General features: G+C 31.7%; 19 protein-coding genes. 6 read left to right on the forward strand and 13 right to left on the reverse strand.

The genetic code is table 11. The features are described 5' to 3' along the window. Nucleotides 1-9: 9 nt before the first annotated feature. The 7 genes from hisS to rpsF form a co-directional block, all read right to left on the reverse strand. Nucleotides 10-1,383: a histidine--tRNA ligase gene (gene hisS, locus FUA26_RS02240; RefSeq protein ID WP_147130999.1), complete on the reverse strand. Its 1,374-nt coding sequence runs from the start codon at nucleotides 1,381-1,383 to the stop codon at nucleotides 10-12. 121 nt (nucleotides 1,384-1,504) lie between these two features. Continuing rightward, entirely contained in the window at nucleotides 1,505-1,972 is a 468-nt protein-coding gene (locus tag FUA26_RS02245) for a DUF6495 family protein (protein ID WP_147131001.1), read from the reverse strand. 26 nt (nucleotides 1,973-1,998) lie between these two features. After that, nucleotides 1,999-2,865 carry a glycerophosphodiester phosphodiesterase family protein gene (locus FUA26_RS02250; RefSeq protein WP_147131003.1) on the reverse strand — a complete coding sequence of 289 codons (867 nt, stop codon included), beginning with the start codon at nucleotides 2,863-2,865 and terminating at the stop codon, nucleotides 1,999-2,001. Nucleotides 2,866-2,922: 57 nt separating this feature from the next. Next, nucleotides 2,923-6,057: a TonB-dependent receptor gene (locus tag FUA26_RS02255; RefSeq protein WP_147131005.1), complete on the reverse strand. Its 3,135-nt coding sequence runs from the start codon at nucleotides 6,055-6,057 to the stop codon at nucleotides 2,923-2,925. 136 nt (nucleotides 6,058-6,193) lie between these two features. Then, entirely contained in the window at nucleotides 6,194-6,646 is a 453-nt protein-coding gene (gene rplI / locus FUA26_RS02260) for a 50S ribosomal protein L9 (protein WP_147131007.1), read from the reverse strand. Between the two features lie 13 nt (nucleotides 6,647-6,659). Beyond that, on the reverse strand, nucleotides 6,660-6,956 hold the full coding sequence (gene rpsR, locus FUA26_RS02265; protein WP_147131009.1) for a 30S ribosomal protein S18: 297 nt from the start codon (nucleotides 6,954-6,956) through the stop codon (nucleotides 6,660-6,662). Between the two features lie 2 nt (nucleotides 6,957-6,958). Beyond that, nucleotides 6,959-7,297 carry a 30S ribosomal protein S6 gene (gene rpsF, locus FUA26_RS02270; RefSeq protein ID WP_147131011.1) on the reverse strand — a complete coding sequence of 113 codons (339 nt, stop codon included), beginning with the start codon at nucleotides 7,295-7,297 and terminating at the stop codon, nucleotides 6,959-6,961. A gap of 201 nt (nucleotides 7,298-7,498) precedes the next feature. Here rpsF and FUA26_RS02275 point away from each other — a divergent pair, with 201 nt between their 5' ends. Beyond that, on the forward strand, nucleotides 7,499-8,194 hold the full coding sequence (locus FUA26_RS02275; RefSeq protein ID WP_147131013.1) for a LytR/AlgR family response regulator transcription factor: 696 nt from the start codon (nucleotides 7,499-7,501) through the stop codon (nucleotides 8,192-8,194). A 125-nt stretch (nucleotides 8,195-8,319) separates the two neighbouring features. Here the strand turns inward: FUA26_RS02275 and priA are convergent, their stop codons facing one another. The 3 genes from priA to nadC form a co-directional block, all read right to left on the reverse strand. Continuing rightward, nucleotides 8,320-10,776 carry a replication restart helicase PriA gene (priA, locus tag FUA26_RS02280; RefSeq protein ID WP_147131014.1) on the reverse strand — a complete coding sequence of 819 codons (2,457 nt, stop codon included), beginning with the start codon at nucleotides 10,774-10,776 and terminating at the stop codon, nucleotides 8,320-8,322. After that, nucleotides 10,777-11,703, reverse strand: coding sequence for a YihY/virulence factor BrkB family protein (locus FUA26_RS02285; protein WP_147131016.1), 927 nt, complete (start codon nucleotides 11,701-11,703; stop codon nucleotides 10,777-10,779). Nucleotides 11,704-11,786: 83 nt separating this feature from the next. Beyond that, nucleotides 11,787-12,644, reverse strand: a complete 858-nt coding sequence (nadC, locus tag FUA26_RS02290) for a carboxylating nicotinate-nucleotide diphosphorylase (RefSeq protein WP_147131018.1) — start codon at nucleotides 12,642-12,644, stop codon at nucleotides 11,787-11,789. Between the two features lie 127 nt (nucleotides 12,645-12,771). Here nadC and rlmH point away from each other — a divergent pair, with 127 nt between their 5' ends. Next, nucleotides 12,772-13,245 carry a 23S rRNA (pseudouridine(1915)-N(3))-methyltransferase RlmH gene (gene rlmH, locus FUA26_RS02295; protein ID WP_147131020.1) on the forward strand — a complete coding sequence of 158 codons (474 nt, stop codon included), beginning with the start codon at nucleotides 12,772-12,774 and terminating at the stop codon, nucleotides 13,243-13,245. Nucleotides 13,246-13,275: 30 nt separating this feature from the next. Here the strand turns inward: rlmH and hpf are convergent, their stop codons facing one another. The 3 genes from hpf to FUA26_RS02310 all read right to left on the reverse strand — a co-directional run bounded on the left by hpf (nucleotide 13,276) and on the right by FUA26_RS02310 (nucleotide 17,043). After that, complete coding sequence (hpf, locus tag FUA26_RS02300; protein WP_147131021.1) at nucleotides 13,276-13,575, reverse strand: ribosome hibernation-promoting factor, HPF/YfiA family; 300 nt, start codon at nucleotides 13,573-13,575, stop codon at nucleotides 13,276-13,278. Between the two features lie 129 nt (nucleotides 13,576-13,704). After that, entirely contained in the window at nucleotides 13,705-14,121 is a 417-nt protein-coding gene (locus FUA26_RS02305; protein WP_147131023.1) for a response regulator, read from the reverse strand. A 9-nt stretch (nucleotides 14,122-14,130) separates the two neighbouring features. Further along, entirely contained in the window at nucleotides 14,131-17,043 is a 2,913-nt protein-coding gene (locus FUA26_RS02310) for a PAS domain S-box protein (protein WP_147131025.1), read from the reverse strand. A 274-nt stretch (nucleotides 17,044-17,317) separates the two neighbouring features. Between FUA26_RS02310 and FUA26_RS02315 the strand changes: the two genes are divergently transcribed. The 4 genes from FUA26_RS02315 to FUA26_RS02330 all read left to right on the forward strand — a co-directional run bounded on the left by FUA26_RS02315 (nucleotide 17,318) and on the right by FUA26_RS02330 (nucleotide 21,946). Beyond that, a complete protein-coding gene (locus FUA26_RS02315) occupies nucleotides 17,318-17,896 on the forward strand; it encodes a non-canonical purine NTP diphosphatase (RefSeq protein ID WP_147131027.1) in 579 nt (192 codons plus the stop codon). 62 nt (nucleotides 17,897-17,958) lie between these two features. Continuing rightward, nucleotides 17,959-20,178, forward strand: a complete 2,220-nt coding sequence (locus FUA26_RS02320; protein WP_147131113.1) for a RelA/SpoT family protein — start codon at nucleotides 17,959-17,961, stop codon at nucleotides 20,176-20,178. A gap of 27 nt (nucleotides 20,179-20,205) precedes the next feature. Further along, on the forward strand, nucleotides 20,206-20,658 hold the full coding sequence (locus tag FUA26_RS02325) for a Fur family transcriptional regulator (RefSeq protein ID WP_147131029.1): 453 nt from the start codon (nucleotides 20,206-20,208) through the stop codon (nucleotides 20,656-20,658). A 13-nt stretch (nucleotides 20,659-20,671) separates the two neighbouring features. Further along, complete coding sequence (locus tag FUA26_RS02330; protein ID WP_147131031.1) at nucleotides 20,672-21,946, forward strand: adenylosuccinate synthase; 1,275 nt, start codon at nucleotides 20,672-20,674, stop codon at nucleotides 21,944-21,946. Nucleotides 21,947-22,018: the final 72 nt, after the last annotated feature.

Consider the following 22,018-nt stretch of genomic DNA (forward strand, 5'->3'; position numbering starts at 1 on the left):
CTTTAGTTTTTATTTTTTAACTGTTTCAATTAATTGCTCTAGTTCAATTTTATCTTGTGTGCCAGTAACCATATTTTTTAAGGTGTAGGTGTTTGAGTTTATTTCTTCTTCACCCACCAAAACTACAAATGGTATATTACGCTTATTAGCATGCATCATTTGTTTTTTCATTTTTGCAGCATCTGGATATAGCTCTGCATTTATGCCATTTGCACGTAATTTGTTAATAGCTTTTAAGCTAAAAAGCGCTTCGTTATCACCAAAATTTATAAATAAAACTTCAATATTTTTGTTTACAGCTTCAGGGAATAAATTTAATTCTTCAAGTACTAAGTAAATTCTATCAAGGCCAAAACTAATACCAACACCACTAACATCTTTTAGGCCAAAAATACCCGTTAAATCGTCATATCTTCCGCCACCACCAATAGAGCCCATTTTTACGCCTTTTGGTGCTGCTACTTCAAAAATAGCTCCGGTATAATAATTTAGGCCACGTGCTAAAGTAACATCTAATTGTAAAGTAGCCGTTTTTAAACCTAAAGCAGTAATGGCGTTATCAATAAATGCTAGTTCTTCAATACCTTTTAAACCTTCGTTTGATGTTGATAATATGGTTTTTAAACTCTCAATTTGCGAATCAAAAGAGCCTGACAATGAAAACAAAGGCTGTAATTTATCAATACCTTCTTGCGCAATACCCTTGCTTAACATTTCTTCTTTAACCTTGTCCTCGCCTATTTTATCAAGCTTATCTAGCGCTACAGTAAAATCTATTAATTTATTGCTAGCACCAATAACTTCAGCAATACCCGATAATATTTTACGATTGTTAATTTTTATTGTAACGCCTTCTAATTGTAATTTAGAAAACACGGTATCATACAACTGAATGAACTCTACCTCTTGCCATAAGCTTTTACTACCAACTACATCGGCATCGCACTGGTAAAACTCTCTAAAACGCCCTTTTTGCGGTCTGTCTGCTCGCCAAACTGGTTGAATTTGGTAGCGCTTAAACGGAAACTCAATATCATTTTGGTGCTGTACAACGTAGCGTGCAAAAGGCACTGTTAAGTCATAACGTAGGGCTTTTTCTGAGATACTTGGTGTTAATTTATTAGAATCTTTTTCCTCATAAGCATCCGTATTGGCTTTATTTAAATAGTCACCTGAGTTTAAAATTTTAAAAATCAAACGATCACCTTCATCACCATATTTACCCATTAACGTATCTGAATTTTCAAAACTTGGTGTTTCTATAGGTTGAAACCCAAAAGTTTCAAAAGCACCACGTATGGTATTAAAAATATAATTACGTTTTGCTACTTGTTCTGGGTTAAAATCTCTAGTGCCTTTTGGTATACTTGGTTTTTGAGCCATAATTTTGCCTGTAAATACAGGTATCTCTTTTAAAATTATAAAATAGATTCCGCATTAAACACGGAATAACAAAAATAACTGTTTATCTTGAAAAAGGTTCCTGCTTTTGCAGGAATAAAATTTAATTTATAAGCTTATCAAAATACTTAAACAAATCGCCTTTAGTAATAACAGCGCCTTGTTCTATCATTTTAAACTTATCTAAGTTTTTATCTTCAGTGTAATCTTTATTTGCCTGTAAAAACTCAACATTTTCATCCATTAAATTTTCACGTAACCAATTATAACCTTCGGTAGTTGTAATATCTACATCATTTTTTAGGTTAATAACAATGGCTTGCATGTTTTCTTCACCTAGATAAAACAAATACATATGTTTTGCCGAAATATGTTCTAAATATTCAGCTTTATTTAAAACACCTTCCCAAATTAAATCACTAAACACATCTAATTCCGTTTCTGCTAATTCGGGTTTATTTACTTTTAAATTTTCCCACTCACTAGCAGTTATTTGCTGTGTAGCTAAAAAGTTTATAAACTCTTTATGCAGTTCTTCAAATTGTTCTTTTGTAAGTCTTGAATATTTCATTGTAGTTCTTTAAACATTAAATTAATTTAGTTCATTATGGCATTATAAGCATCAAAAGGCCTGTCTGTAGCAATAATATCTACACCCATTTGAGCCCATACTTTATACAATGAATCATTTTTTGCTTTTGCTTGCTTATCTAAGTTTCCTAAAGTGCCTAAAATTGTTTTTATTCCGTATGAATGAATTTTTTTATAAAACGTTTCAGAAGACAATCGTGTACCTGTAAAGGCTAACATGTTTTTGGTTGGAATTCCTGAATGTATTAACCAGTCTAGCTCTTTTTCATTTCTAGCAGAAACTGATAGTAGTAATTCTGGTGCAACTTTGTGTGCTGCTGTTGCCTGATCTAAACTATAAGTTATAATAACTGCTATATCTTGAGCCTGCGCTTCTTTAATTTGGTTTACAACTTTTTTTACAGAAACCCCGCGTTTAATATCTACAGTTAAAATTACATTATTCTTTTTTGCCCATTGTAAAACGTGCTTAAATAACGGAATTTTAAATTGTGTTTCATTTCCAAAATCATCTTGCAAATTATATGCTAAAAGTTCTTTATAAGTGAAATTTGAAATTTTACCGTTTCCTGTTGTGGTGCGGTTTATTGCATTATCATGCATTAATACTAACAAACTATCTTTTGTTAAGGCTACATCAATTTCATAAATGGCGCCTTTAATACTGTCATTTATAAATTGAAGTGTTTCTAAACAGTTTTCAGGATATTTTTTTAGGCCCTTTCCGCCTCTGTGTACGCTAATTATTGTTGAATCATTTGATGAATATGCAAAGGTACTTAAGAAAACCGATGGTTTATTTTCTTCAACTTTATTTGATTTTGATTTACATGATAGCCCCAGAAAAAGCAAAAAAACTAATAAATATTTCATAAAAAATGCGCTCCTAATTTTTAGAAGCGCAAATTTAATAATATTACTACTAGTATTCTAGAAAATGTAACGTAAACCTACCTGAGCTTGCCAACGTGATGCCAAACTAGAATCAAAACCAAAGGTTTTTGTTTGGTTACCGTTAAATGTATAAATTGGCGCCCCAGCATTATCAAAAGTTACACCAATTGGTTGAGTATTGTTAGGTTCTTGAATAACACCCCAATCTGAATTTAGTAAATTACCAAAGTTTAAAATATCTAAACTTAACTGTAATGTATTGGTTTTATCTTCAGCTACATTAAATTTAAAATCTTGTAACAATTTAATATCCCAGCGGCCTCTCCAAGGCGCTAAAGCACCGTAACGTTCAGCATATTGGCCACGTCTGTCATTTAAATAATCATCTTGAGCAATATAATTTTCTAAAGCTTGTGCATCGGCAGTATTAGCAAATTGCATTTGGCTAATTTCAGAAGATGTTGGTATATAAATAAGATCATTAATTGCACTACCATCACCATTAATATCACCTCCGTAAGTATAATTAAAACGTGCTCCTTGAGCATATTCAAAAAATGTAGACAAGGTAGTTGACCATTTATCATTACCATAGGTCCATTTTTTACTAGCTACCCCAATAAAACGGTGTGTATCACCATATTTAGAGTAACTTAACACATCATTGTTTACATTACCTAAAGCTGGGTTTCCGTTGAAGGCATCACCTGTAATTTCAGCTTCAATAGAGTTTACATCTTTAGCATTTAAATAGCTATACGCTAGCATAGTGTACAAACCATTATCAAAACTTTTTTGTGCTTTTACCGAAGCATTCCAAATTCTACCTTTATCAGAATTTGTCATAACATAGGCATTACCATTTACAACTTCACCCCACGGCAAGGTAGCTTTTGCGTGGTCTGCATCAGTATAAACAGCTCTATTATCAACACCTTGTAATTGACCTGTAGGCTTGTTTAAGCCCCAATTTTGTACATGCACACCGTTAATATCTTTGGTGTATGATACATCGGCTGTTAAAATAATACCATTTTCTAATTTTTTATCAATACCTAAATTAGTTCTCCAAACTTGTGGGAATTTAAAATCAGGATCAACCGCTTGATAGAAAAAGGCATCAACACCACTTACTTGGTTACCAATCCATACAAACGGGAAACGTCCTGTAAATACACCTGTACCACCACGTATTTGTAATGAGCTATCGCCATTAACATCATAGTTAATACCAACTCTTGGAGAAATCAACCAATCGTTACCTGGCATTTGTGTAGAGTCTATTAATAAAGGCTCTCCTGTATCAGGATCAAAGTACTGTGTGTCTGGTAAATAAATTTCACCATTATCAGTATCTATAAAATTTTGGGCTTTATCTGCTGTGTCAAAAAATAGTGGTTTATCAAAACGAATACCGTAGGTTAATTTAAATTTATCATTTACTTCCCATTCGTCTTGTAAGTAAAATGCTAGTTGACCAACGTTTGTTTCGGCAAGTAACCAACCGCCATCCGTTCCTTCTGGCTGTGAATTTCTTGCATTAAAAGTAGCTTGTGCAGCTGCAAAATCATATGCAGCGGCATCAAAATCATTTATATCAACACTTCCGAAAACATCAAAACCATAACCTTTTAAATTGAATGAGTTATCAAACTCAAATTTTTCAAATGAAAACCCTACTGTATATGTATGATTTCCTTTAAAAAAGTTTAAGTTGTTGGTTAACTGAATTACTTTTTGATCTAGTTTATTGTTTATTGAAAATGGTTCATGTCCTGCAACAATGTAAGGAGATCCATCTTTAAAAATATTAATTACTGGTGCTGGTGTTGAAAATGGGTTTCTAAAATCATTGAAATGTGAATACCCAACTTGTAATTTATTAGTTACGCTTTCTGATACTGTTGAGTTTAACTCTAACTGCACCGAATTTAACTCATTAACTTGCTCATAACCTGAATTTTGAAACTGAAGTGTAGAAGCACCAGGACCACGTGGATATATAGCCGATGGATGTGCTGGTTTTTGTTGTGAAGCATCTAAAAAGTTATAAATTAATGCTAAGCGGTTTTTATCGTTAATATTCCAATCTAATTTAAAAATACCTTTAGTAGACTCTGATGCATGTGTAAAATCTTGATAAGCTCCAGGGTCATACCCTTGAGCTAAAAGGGCGTCTCTAACAGCTATTAAATCGCTTTCTAAAACTCTAGATTCATTAATACCACCAGCGCCTGTGTTTGGTACCCAACCCTTGGTTCCTAAATCATCTCTATCATCTTTTTCAAAATTTGCAAAAAAGAATAATTTGTTTTTTACTATGGGGCCACCTATACTAACGCCGTATTGTGTTTGGTTTAAATCTGGGCGAGTAACCTCTTCTCCTTTTATTTTTTTACCAGTCATTTTTTCGTTTCTAGTAAACCCATAAACTGTACCATGAAACTCATTAGTACCACTTTTAGTTACTGCATTAACTGATGCACCTGTAAAGCCAGACTGTGTAACATCATACGGAGCTGTAGATACTTGAATTTGATCAATAGCATCTAATGAAATTGGTTGTGCGCCAGTTTGTCCACCAGGCGTAGCTGCATCTAAACCAAATGGGTTGTTAAAAATAGCACCATCTAGAGAAAAATTATTGAACTGATCATTTCTACCTCCAAATGAGCCACCACTAGCGGTTGGTTCTAACCTTGTAAAATCTGCTTGCGATCTTGATATTGTTGGTAATCTTGTTAATTCACGACGGCCTACGCTGGTTTCGGCACCAGTACGATCGCTACCAAAAGTACCTGTACCACCAGTACCTTGAATTACCACAGCATCAAGCTGTTGACTATCTTCTGTTAAAGTAACGTCAATATTTTGTGTTTTACCTAAGGTTAAAAACACATCATTAAAAGTTTGCTCTTGGTATCCAATAAAACTTACAGTAATGGTGTAAGGCCCACCTACTCTTAAATTTAAAAGGTTAAACCTTCCGTCAAAGTTTGTAGCTGCACCATACTTTGTACCTGTTGGTGTATGAATAGCAACTATGTTGGCTCCTGGAAGTGGTTCAGAGTTACTATCAACAATAAGGCCTTTAATGTTTGATGTTGTTACTTGGGCAAAACCAAGCAAACTACAAAACAAGAAAAAAAATAAAATAGTTGATTTTTTCATGTGAATTGTTTTAAAAATTGAGTTAGTCTATTATGCATGCATAACAAGCATACCTAACAAAATTAATAAAAAAAAAGGCTACTCAGTTGAGTAGCCTTTTTTTATGATAATATTTTATTAACGTATTGTTAACATTTTAGTTTGCTTGCGCAACAACTTCAAATGGTAAATCTACAGATACTTCTCTGTGTAAACGTATAACAGCGTTGTATTTACCTAAACGTTTTACGTTACCACCAATTACATTAATGAATTTTTTATCAATTGCTTGACCTTCTTTTTCTAAAGCAGCAGCAACATCAATATTGTTTACAGAACCAAATAATTTATCGCCTGCACCTACTTTTGATGCTATTTTAATTTCTAAAGCTTTAAGCTTTTCAGCTACAGCATTAGCATCATCAATAATTTTCTTTTCTTTAAAAGCTCTTTGCTTTAAGTTTTCAGCTAATACTTTTTTTGCTGAAACGGTAGCTAAAATAGCTTGACCTGTTGGAATTAAAAAGTTTCTACCGTAACCGTTCTTTACTGTTACAACATCGTCTTTAAATCCTAAATTCTCAACGTCTTGTTTTAATATAAGTTCCATTGTTATCGGTATTTTACTTTAATAAATCTGCTACGTATGGCATTAAAGCTAAGTGGCGTGCTCTTTTAACAGCTACAGACACTTTTCTTTGGTACTTTAATGAAGTTCCTGTTAAACGTCTTGGTAAAATTTTACCTTGCTCGTTTACAAACTTTAATAAGAAATCTGGATCTTTATAATCAATATATTTAATACCTGATTTTTTAAATCTACAGTATTTCTTTTGCTTATTAGTTTCAATGTTTAACGGTGTTAAATATCTAATTTCACCGTCTTTTTTTCCTTTTGCTTGTTGATCTAATGATGCCATAATTAAGCTTTTTGTTTAAGTTTTTCTCTTCTTCTTTCTGCCCAAGCTACTGCGTGTTTATCTAACGATACTGTTAAATAACGCATAAAACGCTCATCACGTCTAAACTCTAATTCTAAGTCTCCAATTACTTCACCAGCAACAGTGTACTCAAATAAGTGATAAAAACCACTTTTCTTGTTTTGAATAGGGTAAGCTAATTTTTTTAGTCCCCAATCTTCTTTTGATATCATCTTAGCACCTTTAGAAACAAGAAAATCTTCGTATTTCTTTACTGTTTCCTTTATCTGATCTTCAGATAAAACGGGATTCAAGATGAAAACAGTTTCATAATGATTCATATAAAATCTATTTTAATTGTTAAAAAATTGGCTGCAAAAATAAATAATATATACATATAAAACAACAATAATTTCATTATATTGTGACGCAGAATATTTTTGTTAAAATTATGTTAAAAAACGTTGTTTGTCGATGTTTTTTGGTGTTTACCGTAATTTTTTGTACTATTGTCGATATCTTAACCGAAATAATAAAATGTTATGACTTTAAACTGTGTAGTAGTAGACGATTCAGCGATACAACGTTTGTCTATTGTTAAGCTTGTTGAAAATCACCCTTCGCTTAACTTGATAGCCGAATACAGTAGCGCTTTAGAGACTAAAAACGGATTGAATACGCACCAAGTAGATCTTATCTTTTTAGATATTGAAATGCCAGTATTAAATGGATTTGAACTACTAGACGTATTAAACAAAAAACCGCAAATTATTTTTGTAACCGGTAAAACCGAGTATGCTTTTAAAGCATTTAACTATGATGCTACCGATTATTTGCACAAGCCAATTACTAGAGAACGCTTTAACGCATCTGTAGAAAAAGCTTTAGAACACCACCGCTTATTAATGAACCAAAACGAAGAAGAGGGTGAACACATCTTTGTTAAAAGTAACCTAAAAAAGCGTAAAGTTTATATAAAAGACATTAAATGGATTGAAGCTTTAGGTGACTACGTAAAATTAGTTACTGAAGAAACTAGCTTAGTTGTACTTTCTACAATGAAAGCTTTTGAAGCTGAATTACCCGAAGGTAAATTTTTAAGAATTCATAAATCTTATATTGTTAACCTTGATAAAATTGATAGGTTTAACAGCAAAAATGTTGAAGTAGGCGCTTATGAAATTCCGTTAAGCCGAAACAAAAAAACACAACTTGTTGATGCTTTAAATAATATTTAGAAGCTTGCCTTTAAAAACTAAACCTGTTTTAGTTTAATACAAATATTAAGATGAAGTAAATTAAAATCCTGATTTTTTATCTGGATAAATTCAAAAACGAAATTTAAATACTAATTTCTATTTCACTAAAAGTTATCAACATTTAAGATTACTTTAACCGACCGAAAATCTTTTATACTAGAGAAGCTATTGTTTATTTTAATGATAGCTTCTTTTGTTTTTGATAACGATTGCTGTTTAGGAATTTTTACCAAAATATTTTTATGGAATTGATTTCTAATTCTTGCTACAGGCGGTGCTTCTGGCCCTAAAACATTTGTATTAAATAGTTGCCTTAATGACTTAGCAAACCAAATAGAGGCTGTTTCTACTCTATTGTAATCTTTATGTTTTAATGTAATTTTTATTTGTTTGAAAATTGGTGGGTATTTAAAATTATAACGCTCATTCATTTGCTCATTAAACATATCTACATAACTATTAGTTGATACTTGCTGCAATATATTATGATACGGATTGTAGGTTTGTATAAGCACTTTACCACGCTTTTCGGTACGCCCTGCCCTACCTGCTACTTGTACCATGAGCTGATAACTACGTTCATGCGCTCTAAAATCTGGAAAGTTTAGCATATTATCGGCATTCATAATACCAACTAAGTTAACATTTCTAAAATCTAAACCTTTGGTTAACATTTGTGTACCAACCAAAATATCAATTTCTTGTTGCTCTAAAGCGGTTATTATTTTTTCATAACCAAATTTACCTCGTGTAGTATCTAAATCCATTCTAGCAACATTAGCTTCAGGAAATAATTGCTTTACTTCAGTTTCAATTTGTTCTGTACCAAAACCTTTACTATCAATATCTGGACTACCGCACGCCATACAGGTTTTTGGCATAATTACAGCATAACCACAGTAATGACAACGTAATTGACTTCTGTATTGATGATAGGTTAAACTTACATCGCAATTTGGGCATTGTGGTGAATGCCCGCAGGTATTACACTCTACAATTGGTGAATACCCACGACGATTTTGAAACAAAATAACTTGCTTCTTTTCGTTTAAAACCTCGGTTATTTCTTCAATAAGCCTATCACTAAAATGCCCTTTCATACGTTTACGCTTGTGCTTATCTTTAATATCAACCAACTCAATATCTGGCATAAGCACATTATTGTAACGGTGCATTAATTCTACAAAACCATATTTATTATGTTTAGCATTAAAGTAACTTTCTAAACTTGGTGTTGCCGAACCTAATAAGGTATTAGCTTTATGTAATGCTGCCAATACTATGGCTGTATCTCGGGCATGATAACGTGGCGCCGGATCAAATTGTTTAAAAGATTGCTCGTGCTCTTCATCAACTAAAATTAACCCTAAATTGGTAAATGGTAGAAATATTGACGATCTGGCTCCTAAAACTATTTTAGCTTTTGCTGATGCATTTAAAACATTATTCCATACCTCAACACGTTCATGATTAGAATATTTTGAATGAAATATAGCAACTTGGTCTCCAAAATAATTTTGAAGCCTATTTACCAATTGTGTTGTTAGTGCAATTTCGGGCAATAAATACAACACCTGCTTGCCTTCTTTTAAAACACTTTCAATAAGTTTTACATAAATTTCAGTTTTTCCTGATGATGTAACACCGTGCAACAATGTAACTTTATGTGTTTGAAAACTTGTGTTTATGTTATGTAAAGCTGTTTCTTGATGTGTATTTAATTGTTTTGACGCCTCATTATCTTCATCGCCTTCATATTGCAACCTATCTGTTTGAATATAGTATTCTTGTAAAATACCTTTATCTATTAATGCTTTTATAATAGCTGAAGAAGCGCCGCTAGCCTCAGTTAAATCGGTTACTTTTACAGGCTTTTTAGTTTTTGCTGATAACGAAAATAAACTTAACACAACTTCTTTTTGCTTGTGTGCTCTTCCTAAATCTTCTAATAAATTTTGAAGCTGATTGTTTGATGTATAATTAGCATGTAATTTAACATAGCGTACTAACTTTGGCTTGTACTTTTCATAAACTTCTTCTTCAACAATAATAGCCTCTTTTTCTATGAGTCTTTTTATTACTGGTAATACATTTTTTTTATCTAAAATATTAGAAATATCATGAATTTTTAAAGACGATTGATGGTGAAGTGCTTCATAAATTAAAAATTCATCATCTTTTAAAACAGCTTCATGAATTTCTTTTTTGGTGTTTTTGGTAATTATTGTTTCACTTTCTAAAATAAAAGCACTTGGTAAAGCTGCTCTAAAAACATCACCTAATGTACACATGTAATAACTAGAAATCCATTGCCATAATTGAAGCTGTATGTTGTTTACAATTGGAACCTCATCTAAAATTTGATGAATTTCTTTAGCTTCATAAGCGGTTGGTGCTTGGTTGTGAATTTTAAACACTAACCCTGTGTATATTTTGGTTTTACCAAAAGGTACCGCTACACGCATACCTTCTTTTAAAAAAGCAGATTCGGCTTCGGTTATACTATAAGTGAATAACTTTTGAAGCGACACAGGTAAAATAACATCAATAAAATACTGCATTTAAACGCCTTTTTTAAGTTTATTTAATGATGCGTTTAACTCATAACCCAACAGTAAAATATTAGCATTTAACCAGAGGTAAAACAGCAATATTAACAAAGCACCAATAGAACCGTAAAGCTTATTGTACTGGGCAAAGTTTTCTATGTAAATGCCAAATAAATAGGATGACAACATAATTAATAAAGTGGTAAAAAGCGCTCCTACTGAAAAGAATTTTGAGTTTCGCCCCTCGTGTGTTCCAAAATAATACAATGTTGCTGTTGCTAAATATATCATGGCCACAAAAAATAAATACTGAGCAAAATTAGCCCAAAATACATTTTGAGCATCAACAGCAAACGCATTTAATAAACCCTGTACTACATATATTTGAAAATACCCCAAAAATGCAATAGTTAGTATTAACAAAAACGCTAAAATTAAAGCTATACCTAAAGCGTATAAATATTGTTTAAACACATTACGGGTAAGCTGCTCATGATACGAATATTCAAAACCTGAAAACACTGCATTTACACCATTTGCCATTAATGCTATAGATAGCACAAATACAGATGATAGTAATCCGCCACGTTGTGATTGATCAATATTTTCAAAAATGTTATTAATAAAAAAATCGGATGTGTTTGGAGGTAAAAACGATTCTAAAAATACCAAAAATTCACCTTTAAAACCCTCTACAGGAATATACGGTATAATAAAAAGAACAAATAACAAAAACGGAAAAAGCGCCATAAAAAAGCTAAATGCAATGGCACTTGCTCTGGTTGTTAATGCACCTTTAACAATACCTATAATATAAAGTTCTAATAAATCATAAAACGATAAGCCTTCTAAACCGGGAAGCTTAATTTTTTTGAAAAACCGCATTAAGACGTTTAATAGAGGGATTTTTTCTAGTTTGTCTTCAATGGGTTTACTCATATAACTTTGTATTTTGCTTGTCATACAAAGTTATTAAATTTATGATTGCAGAAATAAGAATATTTAGGTTAAAACTACAATTATTACATGGCTTTTAAACTCAAATCCATGTTATGAACAGAATGTGTTAAAGCACCGCATGAAATGTAGTTTACACCACACTCTGCATAATGCCTAATGGTAGTTTCATTTATATTGCCTGAAGATTCTGTTAAACACTTATCTCCAATTAATTTTACGGCTTCTCTAGTGTCTTCGTAATCAAAATTATCAAGCAAAATACGGTAAACGCCATCGTTTCTAAGTATTTCTTCAACCTCAATAAGGTTTCTGGCTTCAACCATAATTTTTAAATCTCTACCGGTTTCTCTTAAATACAGTTTTGAAGTTTCAATGGCTTTGGTAATGCCTCCTGCAAAATCAATATGATTGTCTTTAAGCATAATCATATCATATAATGCAAATCTGTGATTTTCTCCACCACCAATTTTAACGGCCCATTTTTCTAATACCCTAATGCCTGGTGTTGTTTTTCTAGTATCTAAAATTTTAGTATTTGTACCCTTAACCAAATCAACAAAATGCCTTGTTTTAGTGGCAATGGCACTCATACGCTGCATAGAATTCAATACAGTGCGTTCTGCTTTTAAAATAGATTGCGAAGGACCTTCAACATACATTACTACATCACCAAACTTAACTTCTGTACCATCTTCAATGCGTACATCTAATTTTAAGTTTTTATCAACGTAAGCAAATATTTTTTTTGCAAAATTTACACCTCCAATTATACCTTTATCCTTTACTAAAAGTTTTGCACGCCCGCGTGCATTTTCTGGAATACAGGCTAAAGAACTATGATCGCCATCTCCTACATCTTCTCTAATGGCATTAGCAATTATAGATCTTACTTCTTGGTCAAACTGCTCTTGTGTAATCATATTTTTTATTGGTTTCGCACAAAAATAATAAATAGATTTACTTTTTTAAATTTTAGATTTGTGAAATTTTTATTTTTTTTGATTTTAAATAAGGATTTCTTAATCAATAAACTTTATTTTTAAGATTATGACTATAAGCCTTATTGCCATTGGCAAAACAGACAACAACCAACTACAAACACTTATAAATGAATACATTAAGCGTATTGGTTTTTATATAAAATTTGTTTTTGAAGTGATACCTGATGTTAAAAACACGAAGCATTTAAGTGAAGAACAACAGAAACAAAAGGAAGGCGAACTTATTTTAAGTAAAATTTCAAACGCCGATACTTTAGTACTTTTAGACGAAAAAGGAAAGCAATTTACCTCAGTAGATTTTGCAAATTACCTACAAAAACACATGAACTCTGGTGTTAAAAATGTTGTTTTTGTTATTGGTGGTCCTTATGGTTTTTCTGAAGATGTATATGCTAGGGCCAACGGTAAAGTATCATTATCAAAAATGACTTTTTCACATCAAATGGTACGTTTATTTTTTATTGAGCAATTATACCGCGGTTTTACTATACTAAAAAATGAACCTTACCACCATAGATAAACTACTGGCGGTAAGGCTATTAAAAAACTATTAATAATTATGAAAAACTTGTTTGCGCTTTTTAAGCTGAATTTCTAAATCTCTTATGGTTTCTTTTACTGCTTCTTCGTAATTCTCTTCATTTGAGCTTGCAAAAATTCTGGGTCCGGGTGCACTTAATTCTATTTTACATATTTTGCCTTTAGTTTTGGCATTATGTTCTACTTCAAAATGTACTTGTGCACCAATTATCCATTCATATTTTTTATGAAGATTATTTAACTTATCGGTTACGTACTGGTTCATAGCATCACTTGTTTGCATATGAACATATTGAATGTTAACTGTCATAATTCTTTCTTTTTTTATAGGTATAAATTTAAAAAGAATGTTACAGTAAAAAGATGAGATTTGTCATGTAAAAGCTATAGTAACTTTTACATATACCTGAATTTACACGAGATAAAAAGATGGGGGTAATTAAATTTTACCGCTGTCATGTAATTCTGTTAAAATGGTTCTTAATAAGCCGGGGCTTACTGGTTTTATAATATAATCTGAAATTTCGCTTATACTTTTTGCTTTATCAATATCAACAGGATCTACCGATGAAGACACCATATAAATGGTTATTTTTTTACCAACTTTAGGTTTTATTTTTATGTATTCTTCCATGAACTGAAAACCATCCATTATAGGCATGTTTATATCTAGTAGAATAACATCGGGTAATTCTTTTTCATTATTTAAATTATCTATTAAAAAATCAAAGGCTTCTTCTCCATCTGAAAAAACGGTAATATTTTCAGCTAGTTCAATAGATTTTAAAATTTTTGTTATTGTGAATTGGTATATTTCATCATCATCAATCACACATACATTTAAAGCGCTATTCATATTTTAGTGTTAAAAGTTTATTATAAATGTTGTGCCTTCATTTACAGCGCTTGTTGCTGATATTGAACCACCCATTGTTTCTATTTGTACCTTAGTCATAAACAACCCTACACCTTTGGCGTTTGGGTGCCTATGGAATACTTTATTTAATTTAAATAATTTGTGCCCGTGTTTTTTTAAATCTATTCCTAAGCCGTTGTCTTTAAATTTTAAAATTACGTTACCATCAACCACCTCTGAGTTTACATGAATTTCTGGTGTTTTATTTCTCGCACTGTATTTTATAGCATTCTCTACTAAGTTAAGAAAAATACTTTCTAAATATATTTTGTTGTATGAAATTTTATTTACTTGTGAAAAATCATCAGTTATAATCACATTTTTCTCAGCAATTTGTGCTGCTAACACCTCTTTTGTTCTGTTTAGTATTTCATCAAAAAATACATTTTTAACAGTTGCTTTATCATTTTTAGTTTTTAAAGCTTCAACTAAAGTGTTTAAAGTTAATGTTAAATGATTTATTACTCTTTCAAATTTACCAAACAACATATGTTTTTCATCATCATCTTCGGCTGTGTTATACAAATCTAAAAGTGCATTTAAATTACTTACTGGTGCGCGTAGGTTGTGTGATGTAATTTGAACAAAATCTGCCAATTGGGTGTTTTGTTTTCCTAATTTATCAGCTAAAACTTCAAGATTTTCTTTTGATTTTAAAATACGTGCTTCTGCTTGTTTTTCAGCTGTAATATCTCTTAAAGCAGCAGATACTAGCAAACCTTCTTCTGTTTGTAGCGGGCTTAAACTTAATTGTACAGGAAATTCTTTTCCGTATTTATCTATACCGTAAAATTCTGATCTTTCTAATAGATTTATTGATTTCGGATTTGTAAAAAATCCTTCAGTATGTAATTTATGTTTCTTACTGTAACGTTTTGGTATTAATACTTCTACAGGTTTGTTAATTAGTTCTCCCGGGCTGTAACCAAACATTTTTTCGGTTTGTTTGTTTATTATTTGAATTAAACCTTGATCATTTACAATAATCATGGCATCTGGAGCAGACTCTAAAAGGCCTCTAAATTTAATTTCGGCCATTCTTTGAAGTGTTATGTCTTGGCAGGTTCCTAATATTTCAACAACCTCACCCATTTCATTTGTTATAACTTTACCTAACATATGCACTGTTTTAGTTTGCCCGTTACTTGTTATTATTTTATGAATAAAGTTATCATGAAACTTCCTGTTTTCTATTGTTTTCCTAACTATGGTAGCTACCTTTTCTTTATCTTTAGGGTGTACGTGGTTAAAGTAAGTTTGATAGTTTAGTTCTGAAATATTCTCATTTATTCCAAAAATTTTCATTAATGTTTTTGAACACTTTACGGTATCATTTTTCACATTCCAGTGGTAATACCCCAAGAGCGCAATTTCTTCTGCAAAATTTAAGAACTCATTTTTTCTTACAAGTTCTTGCTCAATAGCTTTAGATTTGGTTACATCTTGAAACACGCCATAAACCCTTACACATTCACCCATTTTAAATTCGGCTTGCCCAATGGTTCTCACCCATTTTAAATTTCCTTTTTTGGTAATAATTTCTAATTGCAAATCAAAAGGCTCACCGCTTTCAATTGTTTTGTTTACAACTTCAGTTATAGTATCTCTACTTTTTCCTTCTTTATAAAAATTTATAGCGGTTTCTAATTCTGGTACGTAATTTTCTGGTACTTCGTGTATTTCACAAACCATTTTACTCCAATAAACCGTTTTTTTAACTAAATCTAGTTCCCATGCACCAATTTTTGCTACTTTGTTAGTGCTTTCAACAATTTCTTCTGCACGTTTTTTCTCTAAACGTTGCCTGCGTTCTTCTGTAATATCGCCTGTGTACATAATAAGTCCGCCAATAGTACCATCGGCTTTAAACCAAGGGCGTACTTCCCAAAAAATCCATTGTACGGTACCATCAGCTCTTATAAAAGGGGCTTCATCGCACACATCTATAGCTCCATTTAAACACTCTTTATGCTTTTGTTTCCAGTCATCACCAATTTCAGGAAATACATCATAATGAGATTTTCCTATAATGGTTTGTCCTTCTTTTTTATAATCTTTTATCCATCGTTGAGATACCGCTAAATACACCATATTAGTATCTAACATAGCAATAGATGTTGGAGCTTGCTCTATAAGTATTTTGTTGAACCTTTCTTGAATTTCTATATCTGTTTTTAACTTAGAAACTTCAGATAAATTACCTTTAATTTTCTGCTTTGTGAAGGCTATTTCTTTGTTAGCATTAATAAGTGCTTTATTTTTTTTAACTAATTGCCTAAATGCTGGCCCTAATATTAAAAAGAAACACCCTATTATTACTACGCCAGACATAATAGCCAAAAACCAAACTGTACGCATTAAATGGTTTAAGTTATTTGACGCTTGCTGCTCTAAACGCTGTGATAATTTTACCGTTAAAGGCACATAATTATTATTAGCTATGTTTATATCATTTAAAGATGTTGTTATTACTGAAGTATTGGGATAATTAATAACGTTATTTGTTGATGCTACTATTGTATTAAAATAAGGTTTACTTAATTGAAATAAAGAATCTGAAACATTATACTTATTGGTAGATATTTTACCTGACAAATAGTTTTGGTTTGATTTAAATTTGCGTAATAATTCAGCTATATTTTTTAATACTTCAAGGTTATTAGTTTCTTGTAAAGCAGTTAAATTTTGTACAATATTTTTACTTAAAGTTATTTGATTATTTGCTTGAGATATTAATGCGTTATCATTTTTTCTCTCATTAATATTACCATCAACAATTAATAATACTACTATTAACACCAATATTTTGGTAATTATAAAAAGAATAGCTCCTTTCCTTATTTTACGCTGCGCATTAATCATTTTCAGTTACTTTTAAACGTCCAAATAAATAAAATTTCAGCAACTTGTCTTCTTATTTTCTTTAAAAAAGCTTTATAATTAAAACTGATGTAACCTCAATAAATACCAAAAATCACCTATTAAATAACTACAGTTTAACCTAATAACAAATAATTGAGAGAAAGAAAATTTAATTAGGTTCCTTTTTTATTCATTAAATATATTCATTAAAAACATAAAAAAAAATTCTTATTCTCATAATAACTATATATTTATTCAAAAAATACAATTTAGAATGAAACTAGTTTTTGCAACAAATAATTTAAATAAACTTAAAGAAGTACAAGCCTTATTACCTAAGCATATTGCTATACTTAGCTTAAAAGACATTAATTGTTTTGAAGACATACCCGAAACCCAACCAACCATAGAAGGTAACGCTATACAAAAGGCCGAATACATAAAAAACAAATATGGCTATAATTGCTTTGCTGATGATACTGGTTTAGAAACCGAAGCTTTAAATGGTGCTCCTGGTGTGTATTCAGCAAGATTTGCAGGTCCGCAAAAAAATGATCAAGACAATATGGTTAAACTTTTAAACAATTTAAGCAATAACACCAACCGTAATGCGCAATTTAAAACTGTTATTGCTTTAAGTTTAAACAACAAAACACAAACATTTACAGGAATTTGTAAAGGTAAAATTACACTAGAAAAACAAGGAAACAAAGGCTTTGGTTATGATCCTATTTTTAAACCTGACGGCTATAAAAATACCTTTGCAGAAATGGATTTAGCTACCAAAAACCAAATTAGCCACAGAGGTAAAGCTATTAATTTATTAGTTGATTTTTTATCAACCTTAAAATAAACCACACAAAAACTACCATGCCTATTGGTTGTTAATTTTCTTTATGTTACCTTTAATCTATGATGACAGCCGAAGAAATTGAAATAGAAAATGCAGCTATTACCAAAGCCTACAAAGAACTTTTAAAGGTAAGTTACACCACACTTTCTGATGATGATAAAAAGCTAATAAGAGGCGCTTTTGAAGTAGCCTTAGATGGGCATAAAAACCAACGAAGAAAATCGGGTGAAGCCTACATTTTTCACCCTTTAGCCGTAGCAAAAATTGTAGCACAAGAAATTGGTTTAGATGGTACATCTATTGCAGCTGCCCTATTGCATGATGTTGTTGAAGATAGCCCTGATTATGAAATTGAAGATATTGAAAAACGCTTTGGTAAAACAGTAGCAACCATTGTTGACGGGCTCACCAAAATATCATCATTAAGTAAAGAAAAAGACATGGATGTGTCTTTACAAGCAGAAAATTTTAGAAAAATGCTGCTAACGCTAAATGATGATGTTAGGGTAATAATTATAAAAATTGCCGACAGGCTTCACAACATGCAAACCATGGACTCTATGCGTCCTGATAAGCAAGAAAAAATAGCCTCTGAAACCCTTTACATTTATGCACCACTAGCACACAGAATTGGCCTATACAACATAAAAACTGAACTTGAAGACCTTGGTTTAAAATACACTGAACCGGACACTTACTACGATATTTTAGGCAAAATAAAAGAAAGTAAAGAAGACCAAGACAAATATATTGAGCAGTTTAGTGATGTTATAAAAAAATCATTAGATAAAGAACTTTTTAACTACACCATAAAAGGAAGACCAAAATCTATTTTTTCTATTAGAAGAAAAATGTTGAAGCAAGGCGTTTCTTTTGATGAAGTGTACGACAAGTTTGCCATAAGAATCATTTATAAAAGTGATATAGAAAATGAAAAGTTTTTTGCTTGGAAAATATACTCCATTGTAACAGATCATTTTAGACCAAACCCAACACGATTACGCGATTGGATTTCATCACCCAAAACCACAGGTTATGAAGCACTACACATTACCGTAATGGGCCCCAAAGGACGCTGGGTTGAAGTACAAATACGAAGTGAACGTATGAATGAAATAGCCGAAAAAGGCTATGCTGCACATTATAAATACAAACAAGACAAAGAAAAAGAAGACAATTTAGATGCATGGATTAACCGTTTACAAGAAGCACTAGAAAACCCCGAAACCAATGCTGTAGACTTTGTTGAACAATTCAAACTAAACCTGTATTCAAAAGAAATATTTGTTTTCACACCCAAAGGCGATTTAAAATCGTTACCAAAAGGCGCCACCGCACTAGATTTTGCCTTTAACATTCATACCGAAGTTGGTATGAAAACCCGTGGCGCTAGAGTAAATGGTAAATTAGTACCACTTAGCCATGAATTAAAAAGTGGAGACCAAGTTGATATATTAACTTCTGAAACCGCAAAACCAAACCCTAACTGGTTAGATTATACCTCAACCGCCAGAGCTAGAAGTAAAATTAAATCTGCTCTAAGAGAAGATAAAAAACGTATTGGCGAAGAAGGAAAAGAAATTTTAAGACGTAAACTAAAACAACTTAAAATTACGCTTAATGAAGCATCAACCAATGAGCTTGTTAACTATTTCAAACTAAAAACAAGTTTAGATTTGTTTTATAGAGTTGGCAATGGTAGTATAGACAATACCATGCTAAAAAACTTTGCTTCATCTAGAAGCAATGCCTTAATGAGTTTTATTAAAAATAAAATTACAAGAAAGGCTACTGTTAAAAAAGATGATACAGAAAAAGAAGACGCAACAGTAAGCTATGACTCTTTGGTGTTTGGTAAAGAAGAAGAAAAATTAGACTATAAATTAGCCAACTGTTGTAACCCAATACCTGGCGATCCTGTTTTTGGTTTCTTAACAGTTTCCGATGGTATAAAAGTTCACAAAAAAAACTGTCCAAACGCCATAAGCCTGCAATCTAACTATGCTTACCGCATTATGCCTGCAAAATGGGTAGACTCAACACAACAAGAGTTTTTAGGTAAAATAGTTATTACCGGTATTGATAATATGGGCTTAGTTAATGAAATAACACAAATTATTTCATCTAACATGAATGTAAACATGAAAAGCTTAAATTTTGAAAGTAATGACGGGCTTTTCACAGGAAAAATAAACCTTGTAGTTAAAAATAATAACACTATAAAAAAGCTTATTGAAAAACTAAAAAAAATTAATGGTATAGATAAGGTTACTAGAGTGTAAAAAAAGTGTAAATTTGCTCCCGAAATTATGAGTGCAAAGGCAGATAATAAAAATCAAGAAATAGTTAAAAGCGTTTTTACCAGCTTTTTAGAAAGTAACGGGCACAGAAAAACACCTGAGCGTTACGCTATACTTCAAGAAATCTATAACAACGAAGAACATTTTGATATAGAGTCCCTATATCTTAATATGAAAAACAAAAAATATAGAGTTTCTAGAGCAACATTATATAACACCATAGAATTACTTTTAGAATGTGGCTTGGTAAGAAAACACCAATTTGGGCAAAGTCAAGCACATTATGAAAAGTCGTATTTTGATAAACAACATGATCATGTTATTTTAACTGATACTGGTGAAGTTATAGAATTTTGCGACCCAAGAATACAATCAATAAAAAAAACCATAGAAGAAGTTTTTGATATAGAAATAAACAACCATTCGCTTTATTTCTACGGAAACAGAAAATCAACTAAATAACTACTTTTTTACAATGGCAGTAGATTTACTACTAGGACTACAATGGGGAGACGAAGGCAAAGGAAAAATTGTTGACGTATTAACTAACAACTACAACATTATAGCGCGTTTTCAAGGCGGTCCAAACGCAGGACACACCTTAGTATTTAACGGCAAAAAACATGTATTACACACCATACCATCAGGTATTTTTCATGATGATGCCATTAATTTGGTAGGTAACGGCGTTGTAATAGACCCTGTTATTTTTAAAGGCGAATTAGATAAATTAGCCGAACAAAATATAGACTACAAAAAATCGCTTTTAATTTCGCGTAAAGCCCACATAATTCTACCAACACACCGCTTATTAGATGCAGCAAGCGAAGCTTCAAAAGGTAAAGCTAAAATTGGATCTACACTAAAAGGTATTGGGCCAACATACATGGATAAAACCGGAAGAAACGGTATTAGAGTTGGCGATTTAGAATTAGCAGATTGGAAAGAACGCTACAGAAATTTAGCAGACAAACACGAATCTATGATTTCGTTTTACAACGTAGACATAGAATACAATTTAAAAGAACTTGAAGATGAGTTTTTTAAAGCAGTAGACGTTTTAAAATCTTTAACCTTTATAGACTCGGAAGAGTATATATACCAAGCGCAAAAAGGAGGCAAAACCATTTTAGCCGAAGGTGCCCAAGGCTCATTACTAGATATAGATTTTGGTACTTACCCATTTGTAACATCTAGTAACACTACAGCTGCAGGTGCTTGTACTGGCTTAGGCGTTGCACCAAACCAAATAGGTGAAGTATTTGGTATTTTTAAAGCTTATACTACTAGAGTAGGCTCGGGCCCATTCCCTACTGAGTTATTTGATGAAGATGGTGATACTATGGGGCGTGTAGGTAATGAATTTGGTGCTACAACAGGACGTAAAAGACGTTGCGGTTGGTTAGATTTAGTTGCCCTAAAATACGCATGTCAAGTAAATGGTGTAACCCAATTAAACATGATGAAAGCCGATGTACTTTCAGGCTTTAAAACCTTAAAGGTTTGTACAGCATATAAATACAATGGCGAAGTTATTAACCATTTACCATATAATATTGAAGCCGAAAATGTAGAACCTGTATACACCGAAATTAAAGGCTGGGAAGCAGATTTAACTGAAATGGCAGGCGCTTCACAATTTCCTAAGGAATTAAATGACTATATAACTTTTTTAGAAAAAGCATTAGAAATTCCTATTACCATCGTGTCTGTTGGACCAGATAGGAAGCAAACAATTTTCAGAAAATAAATTTAAAAAAATCACACACCAAAACGCTTCAAAAATAATTTGAAGCGTTTTTTGTTTCAACATAATGAAACG

The organism is Seonamhaeicola algicola (assembly GCF_007997385.1).
In the GTDB taxonomy this organism is placed as follows: Bacteria; Bacteroidota; Bacteroidia; order Flavobacteriales; family Flavobacteriaceae; genus Seonamhaeicola; species Seonamhaeicola algicola.

What these genes read in the sequence shown, in the direction of transcription:
- FUA26_RS02305 (WP_147131023.1), bottom strand. Translation starts at nt 14,121, where the DNA reads ATGAATAGCGCTTTAAATGTATGTGTGATTGATGATGATGAAATATAC.
- rlmH (WP_147131020.1), top strand. Translation starts at nt 12,772, where the DNA reads ATGACTATAAGCCTTATTGCCATTGGCAAAACAGACAACAACCAACTA.
- rpsF (WP_147131011.1), bottom strand. Translation starts at nt 7,297, where the DNA reads ATGAATCATTATGAAACTGTTTTCATCTTGAATCCCGTTTTATCTGAA.
- rpsR (WP_147131009.1), bottom strand. Translation starts at nt 6,956, where the DNA reads ATGGCATCATTAGATCAACAAGCAAAAGGAAAAAAAGACGGTGAAATT.
- FUA26_RS02310 (WP_147131025.1), bottom strand. Translation starts at nt 17,043, where the DNA reads ATGATTAATGCGCAGCGTAAAATAAGGAAAGGAGCTATTCTTTTTATA.
- FUA26_RS02285 (WP_147131016.1), bottom strand. Translation starts at nt 11,703, where the DNA reads ATGAGTAAACCCATTGAAGACAAACTAGAAAAAATCCCTCTATTAAAC.
- FUA26_RS02320 (WP_147131113.1), top strand. Translation starts at nt 17,959, where the DNA reads ATGACAGCCGAAGAAATTGAAATAGAAAATGCAGCTATTACCAAAGCC.
- FUA26_RS02325 (WP_147131029.1), top strand. Translation starts at nt 20,206, where the DNA reads ATGAGTGCAAAGGCAGATAATAAAAATCAAGAAATAGTTAAAAGCGTT.
- hpf (WP_147131021.1), bottom strand. Translation starts at nt 13,575, where the DNA reads ATGACAGTTAACATTCAATATGTTCATATGCAAACAAGTGATGCTATG.
- FUA26_RS02250 (WP_147131003.1), bottom strand. Translation starts at nt 2,865, where the DNA reads ATGAAATATTTATTAGTTTTTTTGCTTTTTCTGGGGCTATCATGTAAA.
- hisS (WP_147130999.1), bottom strand. Translation starts at nt 1,383, where the DNA reads ATGGCTCAAAAACCAAGTATACCAAAAGGCACTAGAGATTTTAACCCA.
- FUA26_RS02315 (WP_147131027.1), top strand. Translation starts at nt 17,318, where the DNA reads ATGAAACTAGTTTTTGCAACAAATAATTTAAATAAACTTAAAGAAGTA.
- FUA26_RS02330 (WP_147131031.1), top strand. Translation starts at nt 20,672, where the DNA reads ATGGCAGTAGATTTACTACTAGGACTACAATGGGGAGACGAAGGCAAA.
- FUA26_RS02255 (WP_147131005.1), bottom strand. Translation starts at nt 6,057, where the DNA reads ATGAAAAAATCAACTATTTTATTTTTTTTCTTGTTTTGTAGTTTGCTT.
- FUA26_RS02245 (WP_147131001.1), bottom strand. Translation starts at nt 1,972, where the DNA reads ATGAAATATTCAAGACTTACAAAAGAACAATTTGAAGAACTGCATAAA.
- FUA26_RS02275 (WP_147131013.1), top strand. Translation starts at nt 7,499, where the DNA reads ATGACTTTAAACTGTGTAGTAGTAGACGATTCAGCGATACAACGTTTG.
- nadC (WP_147131018.1), bottom strand. Translation starts at nt 12,644, where the DNA reads ATGATTACACAAGAGCAGTTTGACCAAGAAGTAAGATCTATAATTGCT.
- priA (WP_147131014.1), bottom strand. Translation starts at nt 10,776, where the DNA reads ATGCAGTATTTTATTGATGTTATTTTACCTGTGTCGCTTCAAAAGTTA.
- rplI (WP_147131007.1), bottom strand. Translation starts at nt 6,646, where the DNA reads ATGGAACTTATATTAAAACAAGACGTTGAGAATTTAGGATTTAAAGAC.